Here is a 12,620-nt window from a genome sequence, read left to right as displayed (position 1 = left end):
CCGTTGCCCGCCGCACGGTCGCAGGATGAATCACCGCCAGGCCGGTCTCCGGGCTTGCGAGCGTCGGAGGATGCCGACCGGCAGACGCCTTCCCGGGCACAGGACCCAGTGGCCAGTCTGCCGAGCGATTTACCGCTCGCTTACCGTTGCGGGGGCAGCGCCGGACTTGCACCAGCTTCCCGTTTCACCTGCCAACTGCAGGCACCTGACGAAAGCGGAGCATGATACGCGCTCAGGGTGCCCCCGACCAATTTGGGCACCAAACCATCTTGCCCTTGCTGCTATGATGAGGCGCTTTCGCTGCCCGTGCGGCGCCCCGAAAACACAGTATTGTTTACGTTACGAACAATCCACAACAGTCGGATTTTTAATGACTTTCACTTCCCTCAAACGCCAGTTAACGGCCCTTGCCGCGCTACTCCTGTGCGCGGGGCCGACACTGGCCGAACCGGTCACGGTGACCGACGATGACGATCGCGAGGTCACGCTCGACCGGCCCGCCGAACGTATCGTCAGCCTGGCCCCGCACATCACGGAAGTCCTGTTCGCCGTCGGCGCCGGAGAGCAGCTGGTCGGCGTCACGCAGCACAGCGACTTCCCGCCGGAGGCGGAGATGATCCCGCGAGTCGGTGGCTACAGCCGCATCGACCTGGAACGCGTGGTCGAGATGGACCCGGACCTGGTGGTCGCCTGGCGCAGTGGCAACTCCATCTCGCAGATCGAGCGCCTGCGCGATCTGGGGCTGAACGTCTATGTCTCGGAACCGCGCAGTTTCGAGGGCGTGGCCTCCAGCATGCGTCGCATGGCGCAGCTGGCCGGTACCGAGGAACGCGGCGAGGAGGCGGTGCAGGCCTTTCTCGACGAGATCGAGACGTTGCGGCTGGACTATTCCGACCGTGACCCGGTCCCGCTGTTCTACCAGGTCTGGGAACAGCCCCTGATGACGGTCAACGACGATCACCTGATCGGCGAGGCCATCCGCCTGTGCGGGGGCAAGAACGTGTTCGGTCACCTGGACCGCCTGGTGCCGCGCATGGACCGCGAGGCCGTGATCGAGGCCGACCCGGAGGTGATCATCGGTGGCGGCATGGGCGAAGACCGGCCGGACTGGGTAATTGCCTGGGAACAATGGGAGGACATGACTGCGGTGCAGCGCGACAACCTGTTCTTTATCCCGCCGTCGCTGCTCCAGCGTCACACCCCGCGGATTGCCGAAGGGACCCGGCTGATGTGCGAAGAGCTGGAACGGGCCCGTTCACGCCGGGACGACTGACCAGCCGTGACGCGCTCCTTCCTCCTCGCCACGGGGGTCCTGCTCCCGGCGTCGCTGCTTGCGATCCTGATCGCGCTGGCCTATGGCAGCGTCGCCATTGCCCCCGGCGACCTGCTCGCGGTGATTCAGGGCGAAGGGAGCCGCCTGCACAACACGCTGGTACTGGAACTGCGCCTGCCACGCGCCCTGGCCGCATTCGCCGCCGGCGGGCTGCTGGGCGTCGCCGGTGCCCTGATGCAGGTGTTGCTGCGCAATCCGCTGGCCGATCCCTATGTGCTGGGCCTCTCCGGCGGGGCTTCGGTGGGTGCCCTGCTGGCCATGCTCGCGGGGCTGTCGATGTTCTCGGTCTCGGTCGCCGCATTCGCAGGCGCGCTGCTGTCCACGGTGATCGTGTTCGGCCTGGCGCACGGCACCGGCAGCTGGACGCCGACCCGATTGCTGCTGACCGGCGTAGTCGTGGCGGCCGGCTGGGGCGCCGTGATCAGCTTCCTGCTCGCCGTGAGCCCGACCGCGGAGCTGCCCGGGATGCTGTACTGGCTGATGGGCGATGTCTCCCACGCCCGCAACCCCTACCCCGCCTGGGGTGTGCTGGTGCTGGTCGTGTTGCTGGCCCTGCCGCTGGGACGGACGCTGAACGTGCTGGCGCGCGGCCCGATGCAGGCGGCCGCACTGGGCGTGGCCGTGCGGCCGGTGGAATGGACGATCTACGTCGCGGCGGCACTGATCACCGCCACGGCGGTCATGCAGGTCGGTGCGGTGGGCTTCGTCGGACTAATCGTGCCGCACATGCTCCGGCTGATCTTCGGCAACGACCAGCGCGTGATCCTGCCGGCCTCGGCACTCGGCGGCGGCATCCTGCTGACGCTGGCCGACACCCTCGCCCGTACGATGATCGCCCCGGAGCAGTTGCCCGTCGGCGTGATCACCGCGATGCTGGGCGTCCCCGTATTCCTGTTCCTGCTGTACCGGAGCCGCTGATGCCTCCGCACACTGCCGACCCCCAACGTCACGGCGACCCCCATGCGCCGGGTGCCGAGAGCGTGCACGAGGCGCCGGGGCCGGACACCCTGCTGGCCACCCACGATCTGGTCATCGATATTCCGGAACGCGCCAGCGGCTCACCCCTGGACCTGACCATCAACCCGGGACAGTGCTGGGGCATCCTCGGCCCGAACGGCGCGGGCAAGAGCACCCTGCTGCACACACTGGGCGGGCTGCGCGCCGCCCGCGCAGGAGAGGTCCATGTACGCGGCCGCCCACTCCCCGACTACTCGCGTGCCCGCCTGGCGCGCGAACTGGGTCTGGTATTCCAGAAGCACCACGACGGCTTCCCTGCAACAGTACTGGAGACGGCTCTGATCGGCCGCCACCCGTACCTGCGGCCCTGGGACATCGAGTCCGCCGAGGACTACGCCCAGGCCCGCGCCGCCCTGGCCCGCATGGATCTGGCGGAACTGGAGCACCGCCTGGTCGATACCCTGTCCGGTGGCGAGCGCCAGCGCCTGGCCATCGCCACCGTACTCACCCAGAACCCGCGGCTCCTGCTGCTGGACGAGCCCACCAGCCAGCTCGACCTGCACCACCAGGTGGCGGTGCTGGACCATATACGGGGCATCGCCCGGGACAACCGCGCCGCGATCCTGGTGCTGCACGACGTGAACCTGGCGGTACGCTACTGCGATCACCTGCTGCTGATGTTCCCCGACGGAAAGGCCTGCTGGGGCCCCACCCGAACCATGCTGGTGCCCTCCGCGCTGGAACGGCTGTACAACCAGCCACTGAGCACCGGCGAGATCGACGGCCAGCCGGTCTTCATGCCGACCATCCCGTAACGAGGAATCCCGGTGGAATTCTTTCGCACCCTGCCCCTGCAAGCTGTCGCCGATTCCCTGCAGGCCGAGCTGACCGTACCGGCCCTGCCCCGGCTTTGCCCCGCCATTGACGCCCTTGTTGAAGAGACCGGGCCCGATGCCGGCGTCGTCTACTGCCTGTGGGGCGAGTTTCGTGTCCGGCGCGAGTGCATCAATGGCGGTGTGCGCTTCACCCTGCCGAGCTGCCCGAACGCCCTCGCCTGGACCCTGACGACCGGGCATCCGCCGAAGCCGGAGGCGGTCATGCTGCACCTGACCATCAACCGCCAGGAACACGACCCGGATTTCGTGGAGAGTCTTGAATTCTTTGCCGATAGCTGGCTGGAGCTGACATCGCTGCAACCGCCCCATGACAGGCCCTGACTGCAATTTTCTTTTGCTTTTATGGTCGGTATGGTTGCAGGGTTAATCAAGGGAAACACTGATGAATGTACACACTCGCGTTGGCACCCCAGGTTCTCCGAGACAAGGCGCGGTGCGCAGCCGGTAGTGGTTCTACCGGCAAGGGCCGCAACGCAGGATCGGGGAACCTGGGGTGCCAACCCCACAAGCCATTGAATGCAAGGGCTCGAGTCGCTTTTGCGCGCGCACGGCGTTGCGGCTCCCTTGTGCAGAATGACTGCACGGCGGTCACCGCGCCTTGTTCGCACGCAAAAGCAACTCGAGCGCGAGCGTGTACATTTATCAGTGTTTCCCTAGGAGAAGTCATGACCCCCACACCGCCGGACAGCGTACGCACAGCCCACCCGACCCAGGACGGCGCGGGTGTGAAGATTCGCCGCATCCATGACTTTCGCGGCGGCCTGGATCCCTTCCTGATGCTGGACGAGCTGAAGGCCAGTGCGAAGGAGGACTACATCGGTGGTTTCCCCTCCCACCCGCATCGCGGGTTCGAGACGCTGACCTACCTCGTCCATGGCGGCCTGACCCACGAAGATTCGATGGGCAACCAGGGTCGTGTGGAGGCAGGCGAGGCGCAGTGGATGAGCGCCGGGCGCGGGGTCATCCACTCCGAGATGCCCCTGCTGGACTCGGACGGGCTGCACGGCTTCCAGCTATGGGTAAACCTGCCGGCTCGGCGCAAGATGGACCCGCCGCGTTACCGCGACGTGCGCGCCGACGCGATGCGCCACCTGCCGGAAGACGACGGCCCACTGCACTTCAAGGCGATCGCCGGCTCCTGGCAGACCAGCGCCGGGGATACCGAAGGCCCGCTGGAACAGATCGGAGAAGGTGCGGCGATGGCGGATCTGAGCCTGCCGGCAGGCTACCGCCTGTCGCTGGCCGTCCAGCTGGACGACCGGGTGCTCGCCTATGTCTATGACGGCGAGCTGACCGGGTTGAAGACGGGCGAACTGGGCACCTGGAGCGGACAGACGCAGATCCACCTGATCGCCCAGCAGGATGCGCGAGTGCTGCTGTTCAAGGGCCGCCCGCTGGGCGAACCGATCGCCCACTACGGCCCGTTCGTGATGAACACCTCCGACGAGATCGAGCAGGCGATCAGCGACTATCAGTCCGGCCAGCTCGCGGCCGAACCGGCCAGCATCGACTGACCCGGCAGGGTCTGACTCTGACAGGGGCTTTCGCGGGCAAGCCCGCTCCCACAGACTTCAGGGTAGCGCCGGGTAAGAGTCATCGCTCTACCCACTGCCCCCTGTGGGAGCCGCCTTGGCGGCGAAGCCCCTGCCCACGCCAGCCAGCTCCCCCGGACCACCCGCCCGCTAGTTGGGCGCCTCTTGGTCGTCCTCGCGCGCCCACCCCATCGTGCGTTTTACGGCCTTCTTCCAGCCCCGGTAGTAGCGATCGCGGGTGGCCGCATCCATCTGCGGCTCGAATACCCGGTCCAGCTGGCTCTTCTGCGCCAGTTCGTCGCGCGTCCAGAAACCCACGGCCAGCCCGGCCAGATAGGCAGCCCCCAGGGCAGTCGATTCCGTGACCACCGGGCGCTCGACATTCACCCCGAGCATGTCGGCCTGGAACTGCATCATCACGTTGTTGGCGACCGCACCGCCGTCGACGCGCAGGCCCTTCAGCGCGATGCCGGAGTCCTGCTCCATCGCGTCGATCACGTCCTTGGTCTGGTAGGCCAGGGAGTCCAGCGTGGCGCGGGTGATGTGTTCCTTGCGCGTACCGCGCGTCAGCCCGAAGATCGCCCCGCGGGCATACATGTCCCAGTACGGAGCCCCGAGCCCCGCGAATGCCGGGACGACATAGACGCCGTCGGAGTCCTCCACCTTGCTCGCGTAGTATTCCGAGTCCTCGGCCGAATCGATCAGCTTGAGCTCGTCCCGCAGCCACTGGATCGCGGCACCGGCAATGAAGATGGAGCCCTCCAGCGCATACTCGACCTGGCCATCGACGCTCCAGGCGACGGTCGTGAGCAGACCCGAGTGCGAAGTGACCGGCTCGGTGCCGGTGTTCATCAGGAGAAAGCAGCCGGTGCCATAGGTGTTCTTGGCCATGCCGCGATCGAAGCAGGTCTGCCCGAAGAGCGCCGCATGCTGGTCGCCGGCCACGCCCGCGATGGGGATCTCGTGGGCCCCAAACATCTCGGTGCCCGTATGGCCCAGCACCTCGCTGGAGCCCCGGACCTCGGGGAGCATGGCCCGCGGGATCTCCAGTTCGTCCAGCAGCGTGTCATCCCAGTCCAGCTCGTGGATGTTGAACAGCTGCGTGCGCGAGGCGTTGGAGACATCGGTTACATGCCGCTCGCCTCGGGTGAGATTCCAGATCAGCCAGGTATCCATGGTGCCGAACAGCAACTCGCCGCGCTCCGCGCGCTCGCGCGCACCGTCCACGTGATCCAGCAGCCAGCGCAGCTTGGTTCCGGAGAAGTAGGCATCCACCACCAGCCCGCTGCGTTCCCGGATGGTCTCCTCCAGCCCGCGCGCCTTCAGCTCGTCGCAGAAACCCGCAGTGCGCCGGTCCTGCCAGACGATTGCCGGGTGGATCGGCTTGCCCGTCTCCCGGTCCCAGACCACGGTGGTCTCGCGCTGGTTGGTGATGCCAATGGCCGCGAGCTGGGCCGGCTTGATACCGCGGGTCTCCAGCACCTCGCGCGCCGCCCCGATCTGGGTGCCCCAGATCTCCATCGCGTCGTGCTCGACCCAGCCGGGCTGGGGGTAATGCTGGGTGAACTCGCGCTGGGCGACACCGATGATCGACGCCTCACGATCGAACAGGATCGCCCGGCAGCTGGTCGTGCCCTGATCCAGGGCCAGGATGTACTCGCCGTCCATGTTCCCTCCTCGTGCAGCGGGGATTTCGGCGCGGCGCACCCGCGCGGTGTCAGCCCGCCTCGATCAGTTCGACGGTGTTGCCGTCCGGGTCGCGGACGAACGCGGCCGGTCGCCCGGACTGACTGCGATCGGCCGAGTGCCCGGCGTTCTCCAGGCGTTGCAGCAAGGTGTCCAGACCACGCACGCGCAAGGCCAGGTGGCGATCGCGACCGCCGCGCACGTCGCGTTCGGTAGCGTCCGGATTGGGTACGCCCAGCAGGTGCAGGGTCTGCCCGCCACCCAGGTCATACCAAAGCCCCGGAAAGCCGAGATCCGGACGCTCCACGGGGCGCAGCCCCAGGATCTCGCCATAGAACCGCGCGGACGCCTCCAGATCGGCGATCACGACACTGACGTGATCCAGACCCAGCACGCTGGGGGATCGAGCCGCCGTCATACGTGCATCAGCCCCGAAGAAGGCTCCAGCAGCACCACCGCCTGGGCCGCCACGCCTTCTCCGCGCCCTGTAAAGCCCAGACGCTCGGTGGTTGTCGCCTTCACATTCACCGCACCCGCCATCAGCCCCAGGTCCGCAGCGATGTGGTCCTCCATCGCCGCCACATGCGGGGCCATCTTCGGTGCCTGGGCGATCACGGTCGCATCCACATTTACCGGGCGCCACCCGGCCTCCTGGACCCGGCGCAGGGTCTCGCGCAGAAGGTCGCGGCTGTTCGCCCCACGAAAGCGCTCGTCGGTATCGGGAAAGTGGCGGCCGATATCCCCCTGCCCCGCCGCCCCGAACAGGGCATCACAGATCGCGTGCAACAAGACGTCGCCATCGGAATGCGCGACAAAGCCGTGATCGAACGGGATGCGCACACCGCCCAGGATCAGGTGATCGCCGGGTCCGAAGGCATGCACGTCGAAGCCCTGCCCCACGCGCATGCCGCTCATGGCCGGAACCCGCCGTCCAGGCGCCCCTGCTGCATCAGGTATAGCTGGGCCAGTTCCAGATCCTCCGCCCGGGTGATCTTGATGTTCATCATCGAGCCCTCGATCAGACGCGGACGGGCGCCATGCCATTCGATCGCGCTGGCCTCGTCGGTAACCGCATGACCGGCCTCGCGGGCGGCCCGATTGGCCTCCCGCAGCATGCCGAGGCGGAACATCTGTGGTGTCAGCGCGCGCCAGACGCGCGCGCGTTCCAGCGTGCGCTCGACGCGCCCGTCCTCGTCACTCCACTTGACCGTATCCGTGCTGGGCGTGGCCAGCAGACCGCCCACCGGATCGTCCCGCAGCGCGTTCAGAAGGTGGTCCAGATCCGCGCGTGGCAGACAGGGGCGCGCGGCATCGTGCACCAGCACCCAGTCATCGGGGGCCGCGCGTTCCTGCAGGAAGTCGAGTCCGTTCTGGACCGAATCCGCCCGCTCGGCCCCGCCGGCCACACGAAACAGGCGCCCGCCCGCCGTTGGAAGATCCAGCGCGTCCGGGTCCACATCCGGCCCGAGCACCAGGACCACACCGCGAATGCGCGGGTGCTCAAGAAAGATCGACAGGGTATGCGAGAGGATGGTGCGTGACCCCAGCGTCAGGAACTGCTTGGGTCGATCGGAGCCCATGCGCCGGCCCACGCCGGCCGCCGGGATCAGGGCCCAGTAGGCGGGTTCCGCGGAGGGGTTGTTGGTGTCGGGATCAGCCATCAAACGGATCCTCGGGTGGCAGCGTATCGGTTGCCGGCTCGCGTTCGCGGTCCGGGATCTCGGCGGGCCCCGGGGACACATCCCGCGCCGGGTCTGGCAACGGCTCCGGCACTGGACGCCGGTCGTCGTCCTCGCCGACCACAAAGAAGAAGATCTCGTCTTCGCGGATCATGCCCAGGTCGCGGCGGGCGCGTTCTTCCACCGCATCGGTACCGGTACGCAGGTCGTGTACCTCGGCCTCCAGCGCCTGATTGCGTTGCTCCAGCTCGGCGTTGGCCGCACGCTGCTCCTCTACCTGCTCGCGCAGGTCGCGTACATCGCGCCAGCTGCCCTCTCCCAGCCACAGCGGCCACTGCAACAGCAGTAGCAGCACCGCCAGACCGATCAGCAACCAGCGCATCAGCGATTCCCGCGGCCGGTCGCCACGGCCAGCCGCCAGGGAGAGAGTCGAGCTTCCATGCCCGGCATTCTACGGCCCCTTGGCCGCCGGGCACAGGAGACGCTCTGCAGGCTGAGAACCCAACCCGCGACAAACGCAACAATCGCGGATTATCGCCGGATGTTGAAGGCATCCATGCCGGGATAACGCGCCCGGGATCCCAGATGCTCCTCGATCCGGATCAGCTGGTTGTACTTGGCCACGCGATCCGAGCGCGAGAGCGAACCGGTCTTGATCTGGCCAACCCCGGTGGCTACCGCCAGATCGGCGATGGTCACGTCCTCGGTCTCGCCGGAGCGATGCGAGATCACCGCCGTGTACTTCGCCTGGCGCGCCAGCTCGATGGCCTCCAGGGTCTCGGTTACGGTGCCGATCTGGTTCAGCTTGATCAGGATCGAGTTGGCCACGCCCTTGTCGATCCCTTCCTGCAGGATCTGCGTATTGGTCACGAACAGGTCATCGCCGACCAGCTGCACGCGGTCACCGAGACGCTCGGTGAGGACCTTCCAGCCATCCCAGTCGTCCTCGCCCATGCCGTCCTCGATGGTCAGGATCGGGTACTGGTCGACCCAGTGGGCAAGGTACTCGCAGAACTCGTCGGCGGAGAAGGCCTTGCCCTCGGAGTCGAGGTGGTAGCGGCCGTCGCGATAGAACTCGGAACTGGCACAGTCCAGGCCCAGCCAGATGTCCTGCCCGGCCTTGAAGCCCGCCTTGTGGATGGCCTCGAGGATCACCTCGATCGCAGCCGAGTTGGACGGCAGATCCGGGGCAAAGCCGCCCTCGTCCCCCACGCCCGTCCCCAGGTTGCGCTGACCCAGCACCTTCTTCAGGGCATGGAACACCTCGGCGCCGTAGCGCACGGCCTCACGCACGGAGTCCGCGCCCACCGGCAGGATCATGAACTCCTGCATGTCGACGCTGTTGTCGGCGTGGGCGCCGCCGTTGATGATGTTCATCATCGGCACGGGCAGCAGGGTCGCCTGCTCGCCGCCCATGGACTCGAACAGCGGCTGCTCGCGATCCGCCGCCTGTGCATGCGCGGCCGCCATCGAGACTGCCAGCAGCGCGTTCGCGCCCAGGCGCGACTTGTTCTCGGTGCCGTCCAGCTCGAGCATGCGGCGGTCCACCGCCGTCTGGTCCAGCTCCATCCCACGCAGGGCGTCGCGGATCTCGCCATTCACATGGCCCACGGCCTTCTGCACGCCCTTGCCGCCATAGCGCGGCTCGTCATCGCGCAGCTCCAGTGCCTCGCGGGCCCCCGTGGAGGCCCCCGACGGCACCGCGGCACGACCCATCGCGCCGGAATCCAGGACAACGTCGGCCTCGACCGTCGGGTTGCCCCGCGAGTCGATGATCTCGCGGGCATGAATCTCCGCAATCTGGGACATGCTTTCTCCTTGAAAAATAAACTCATCCGCCCCAAAGGTTGGAGGCGGAACTTAAATGAAACTCTTAAATAATCCTGCGCGAATCAACCCAGCCCGTACTCGGCCTCGGCAAACGGCTGCGCCTTGGCGGCCGTATCCAGCGCCTTGAGCGTGGTCAGCAGCTCCGCCATGCGCGGCAGCGGCCAGGCGTTGGGCCCATCCGAGAGGGCGCGCTCGGGATCCGGATGGGTCTCCATGAACAGACCCGACACCCCGGAGGCGACGGCCGCCCGCGCCAGCACGGGGACATACTCGCGCTGCCCACCAGAGGTCGCGCCCTGCCCGCCCGGCTGCTGGACCGAGTGCGTGGCGTCGAACACCACCGGGCAACCGGTCTGGCGCATCTGGGCCAGACCCCGCATGTCCGAGATCAGCGTGTTGTAGCCGAAGGAGACGCCGCGTTCACAGACCATGATCTGGTCGTTGCCGGCCTCGCGCGCCTTGTCCACGACATTGCCCATATCCCAGGGCGCCAGGAACTGGCCCTTCTTGATGTTCACCGGGCGCCCCTGGCGCGCGACATTCTGGATGAAGTTCGTCTGCCGGCACAGGAACGCGGGCGTTTGCAGCACGTCCACCACGGCCGCGACCTCGTCCAGCGGGGTGTCCTCGTGGACATCGGTCAGCACCGGGACTCCCAACTGCTGCTTCACCTGTTCCAGGATGCGCAGGCCCTCTTCGATGCCCGGACCACGGAAACTCTTCGTCGACGAGCGATTGGCCTTGTCGAACGAGGACTTGTAGATAAACGGGATGCCCAGTTCGTCGGTGATCGTCTTGAGCGCACCCGCGGTCTCCAGGGCCATCGCCTCGGATTCGATCACGCAGGGGCCGGCAATCAGAAAAAATGGCCGGTCGAGGCCGACTTCAAAACCGCAAAGCTGCATGCAATGTCCTGTCTGGCGGACGCCACCCTCCGGGCACGGCCGCAAAGCGCCGTCATACGGCGCGTTAGGCAAACACTAATCCGTCAACGCCGTCGTGGTCTCCGGCTCGCGCTCGTCCTGATAGGTCCGCGCGGCGCGGATGAAACCGGTAAACAGCGGATGCCCGTCGCGCGGGGTCGAGGTGAACTCCGGATGGAACTGGCAACCGATGAACCACGGGTGGCCCGGCAGCTCCACCGCCTCGACCAGTTCGCCAGACTCGGACACACCCGAGATGCGCAGGCCCGCTGCCTCCAGCCGTTCGCGATAGGCGTTGTTGAACTCGAAGCGGTGGCGATGGCGCTCGCTGACATCTTCGCGGCCATAGGCCTCCGCAATCCGCGAACCCGGGGCCAGTCGCGCGGACTGTGCCCCCAGACGCATCGTGCCGCCGAGATCGCTCTCGGCATCGCGCCGTTCGATGCGGCCCTCGCGGTCCTGCCACTCGGTAATCAGGGCAATCACCGGGTGCGGGGTATCCGGGGCAAACTCCGTACTGTGCGCGCCTTCGAGGCCGGCCTGATCACGGGCGAACTCGATCACCGCAACCTGCATGCCCAGACAGATACCCAGGTAAGGCACGCCGTGCTCGCGCGCATAGCGCACGGCCGCGATCTTGCCTTCCACACCGCGCTCGCCAAAGCCACCGGGCACCAGGATCGCGTCCAGACCTTCCATCTCCCCCTGGATCTCGGCATCCGCGCCTTCGAGCTTTTCCGAATCGAGATAGCGAATACGCACCCGCGTCCCGACCTGTACGCCGGCATGGGTCAGCGCCTCGTTCACGGACTTGTAGGACTCGGTGAGATCGACGTACTTGCCGATCATGCCGACGGTGACCTCGGACTCCGGGAACTCCATGGCGTTGACCACGTGCTTCCAGTCCGACAGGTCCGCCTGCGGCGCCTCGATATGCAGCTTGCGCAGCACGATCTCGTCGAGCTTCTGCGAGTGCAGCCACAGCGGGATCTTGTAGATATTGTCCACGTCCACCGCGGAGATGACCGCCTTCTCCTCGACGTTGGTGAACAGGGCAATCTTGCGCCGCTCGCCCTCGGGGATCGCCTGGGTCGAACGGCACAGCAGGATATCCGGCTGGATCCCGATCGAGCGCAGCTCCTTGACCGAGTGCTGCGTGGGCTTGGTCTTGATCTCGCCGGCGGCGGCAATAAAGGGCACCAGGGTCAGGTGCATGAACAGGGCATTCTCGTGTCCCAGCTCCACACCCATCTGGCGGATCGCCTCGAGGAATGGCAGGGACTCGATATCGCCCACCGTACCGCCGATCTCGATCAGCGCAATGTCGGCATCGCCCGCACCCTCGCGGATCGAGCGCTTGATCTCGTCGGTGATATGCGGGATCACCTGCACCGTACCGCCCAGGTAGTCGCCGCGGCGCTCCTTGCGGATCACGTTCTCGTAGATCTGCCCGGTCGTGAAATTGTTGCGCCGCGAGGTGCGGATGCGCACAAAGCGCTCGTAATGCCCCAGGTCCAGGTCCGTCTCCGCGCCGTCATCGGTCACGAAGACCTCGCCGTGCTGGAACGGGCTCATGGTGCCCGGATCGACGTTAATATAGGGGTCGAGCTTGAGCAGCGTCACCTTGAGGCCGCGCGCCTCCAGGATAGCCCCCAGCGAGGCGGATGCAATGCCTTTGCCCAGAGACGAAACCACGCCTCCGGTAATGAATACATAACGCGTCATGCGGGAAACCTGGCTAGGGAATTACGGTAGCCCCGCTCATACGGCTCACGGGCGGCTCA

General features: G+C 66.6%; 13 protein-coding genes and 1 riboswitch. Of the genes, 5 read left to right on the top strand and 8 right to left on the bottom strand.

The features are described 5' to 3' along the window. Positions 1-21: 21 nt before the first annotated feature. Positions 22-224, bottom strand: a riboswitch (cobalamin riboswitch). 146 nt (positions 225-370) lie between these two features. The 5 genes from F467_RS0108330 (at position 371) to F467_RS0108310 (ending at position 4,700) form a co-directional block, all read left to right on the top strand. Next, the gene (locus F467_RS0108330) at positions 371-1,273 is read left to right on the top strand and encodes a cobalamin-binding protein (protein WP_018139650.1); all 903 of its coding nucleotides are present in this window, start codon (positions 371-373) and stop codon (positions 1,271-1,273) included. Between the two features lie 6 nt (positions 1,274-1,279). Further along, entirely contained in the window at positions 1,280-2,251 is a 972-nt protein-coding gene (locus tag F467_RS0108325) for an iron ABC transporter permease (RefSeq protein ID WP_018139649.1), read from the top strand. After that, the gene (locus F467_RS0108320; RefSeq protein WP_018139648.1) at positions 2,251-3,105 is read left to right on the top strand and encodes an ABC transporter ATP-binding protein; all 855 of its coding nucleotides are present in this window, start codon (positions 2,251-2,253) and stop codon (positions 3,103-3,105) included. Before F467_RS0108325 ends, F467_RS0108320 begins: the two co-directional genes overlap by 1 nt. Before the next feature lie 12 nt (positions 3,106-3,117). Continuing rightward, complete coding sequence (locus tag F467_RS0108315) at positions 3,118-3,507, top strand: hypothetical protein (RefSeq protein WP_018139647.1); 390 nt, start codon at positions 3,118-3,120, stop codon at positions 3,505-3,507. Positions 3,508-3,851: 344 nt separating this feature from the next. Then, positions 3,852-4,700, top strand: a complete 849-nt coding sequence (locus F467_RS0108310) for a pirin family protein (RefSeq protein WP_018139646.1) — start codon at positions 3,852-3,854, stop codon at positions 4,698-4,700. Positions 4,701-4,868: 168 nt separating this feature from the next. Here F467_RS0108310 and glpK read toward each other — a convergent pair whose 3' ends face one another. From glpK to F467_RS0108270, 8 genes are all read right to left on the bottom strand, one after another. Then, positions 4,869-6,386 (bottom strand): glycerol kinase GlpK, encoded by a 1,518-nt coding sequence (gene glpK / locus F467_RS0108305; protein ID WP_018139645.1) that lies wholly within the window; start codon positions 6,384-6,386, stop codon positions 4,869-4,871. Positions 6,387-6,435: 49 nt separating this feature from the next. Beyond that, positions 6,436-6,822: a VOC family protein gene (locus tag F467_RS0108300; RefSeq protein ID WP_018139644.1), complete on the bottom strand. Its 387-nt coding sequence runs from the start codon at positions 6,820-6,822 to the stop codon at positions 6,436-6,438. After that, positions 6,819-7,319 (bottom strand): 2-C-methyl-D-erythritol 2,4-cyclodiphosphate synthase, encoded by a 501-nt coding sequence (gene ispF, locus F467_RS0108295; RefSeq protein ID WP_018139643.1) that lies wholly within the window; start codon positions 7,317-7,319, stop codon positions 6,819-6,821. The genes F467_RS0108300 and ispF overlap by 4 nt, the downstream gene beginning before the upstream one ends. Continuing rightward, positions 7,316-8,065, bottom strand: coding sequence for a 2-C-methyl-D-erythritol 4-phosphate cytidylyltransferase (gene ispD / locus F467_RS0108290; protein ID WP_018139642.1), 750 nt, complete (start codon positions 8,063-8,065; stop codon positions 7,316-7,318). The genes ispF and ispD overlap by 4 nt, the downstream gene beginning before the upstream one ends. Next, complete coding sequence (gene ftsB / locus F467_RS0108285) at positions 8,058-8,465, bottom strand: cell division protein FtsB (protein WP_018139641.1); 408 nt, start codon at positions 8,463-8,465, stop codon at positions 8,058-8,060. The genes ispD and ftsB overlap by 8 nt, the downstream gene beginning before the upstream one ends. A gap of 149 nt (positions 8,466-8,614) precedes the next feature. Further along, a complete protein-coding gene (eno, locus tag F467_RS0108280; RefSeq protein ID WP_018139640.1) occupies positions 8,615-9,892 on the bottom strand; it encodes a phosphopyruvate hydratase in 1,278 nt (425 codons plus the stop codon). Between the two features lie 83 nt (positions 9,893-9,975). Further along, positions 9,976-10,818 (bottom strand): 3-deoxy-8-phosphooctulonate synthase, encoded by an 843-nt coding sequence (kdsA, locus tag F467_RS0108275; protein WP_018139639.1) that lies wholly within the window; start codon positions 10,816-10,818, stop codon positions 9,976-9,978. Between the two features lie 75 nt (positions 10,819-10,893). Next, entirely contained in the window at positions 10,894-12,561 is a 1,668-nt protein-coding gene (locus F467_RS0108270) for a CTP synthase (protein WP_018139638.1), read from the bottom strand. Between the last annotated feature and the right edge of the window lie 59 nt (positions 12,562-12,620).

The sequence above is a fragment of the Thioalkalivibrio sp. ALJ12 genome (assembly GCF_000378305.1).
Taxonomy (GTDB): Bacteria; Pseudomonadota; Gammaproteobacteria; order Ectothiorhodospirales; family Ectothiorhodospiraceae; genus Thioalkalivibrio.
Note: the sequence above shows the minus strand (reverse complement) of the source record. Positions and strands in the feature narration are given on the sequence as shown.

What these genes read in the sequence shown, in the direction of transcription:
- F467_RS0108330 (WP_018139650.1), top strand. Translation starts at nt 371, where the DNA reads ATGACTTTCACTTCCCTCAAACGCCAGTTAACGGCCCTTGCCGCGCTA.
- F467_RS0108320 (WP_018139648.1), top strand. Translation starts at nt 2,251, where the DNA reads ATGCCTCCGCACACTGCCGACCCCCAACGTCACGGCGACCCCCATGCG.
- F467_RS0108310 (WP_018139646.1), top strand. Translation starts at nt 3,852, where the DNA reads ATGACCCCCACACCGCCGGACAGCGTACGCACAGCCCACCCGACCCAG.
- glpK (WP_018139645.1), bottom strand. Translation starts at nt 6,386, where the DNA reads ATGGACGGCGAGTACATCCTGGCCCTGGATCAGGGCACGACCAGCTGC.
- F467_RS0108300 (WP_018139644.1), bottom strand. Translation starts at nt 6,822, where the DNA reads ATGACGGCGGCTCGATCCCCCAGCGTGCTGGGTCTGGATCACGTCAGT.
- ispF (WP_018139643.1), bottom strand. Translation starts at nt 7,319, where the DNA reads ATGAGCGGCATGCGCGTGGGGCAGGGCTTCGACGTGCATGCCTTCGGA.
- ispD (WP_018139642.1), bottom strand. Translation starts at nt 8,065, where the DNA reads ATGGCTGATCCCGACACCAACAACCCCTCCGCGGAACCCGCCTACTGG.
- ftsB (WP_018139641.1), bottom strand. Translation starts at nt 8,465, where the DNA reads ATGCGCTGGTTGCTGATCGGTCTGGCGGTGCTGCTACTGCTGTTGCAG.
- eno (WP_018139640.1), bottom strand. Translation starts at nt 9,892, where the DNA reads ATGTCCCAGATTGCGGAGATTCATGCCCGCGAGATCATCGACTCGCGG.
- kdsA (WP_018139639.1), bottom strand. Translation starts at nt 10,818, where the DNA reads ATGCAGCTTTGCGGTTTTGAAGTCGGCCTCGACCGGCCATTTTTTCTG.
- F467_RS0108270 (WP_018139638.1), bottom strand. Translation starts at nt 12,561, where the DNA reads ATGACGCGTTATGTATTCATTACCGGAGGCGTGGTTTCGTCTCTGGGC.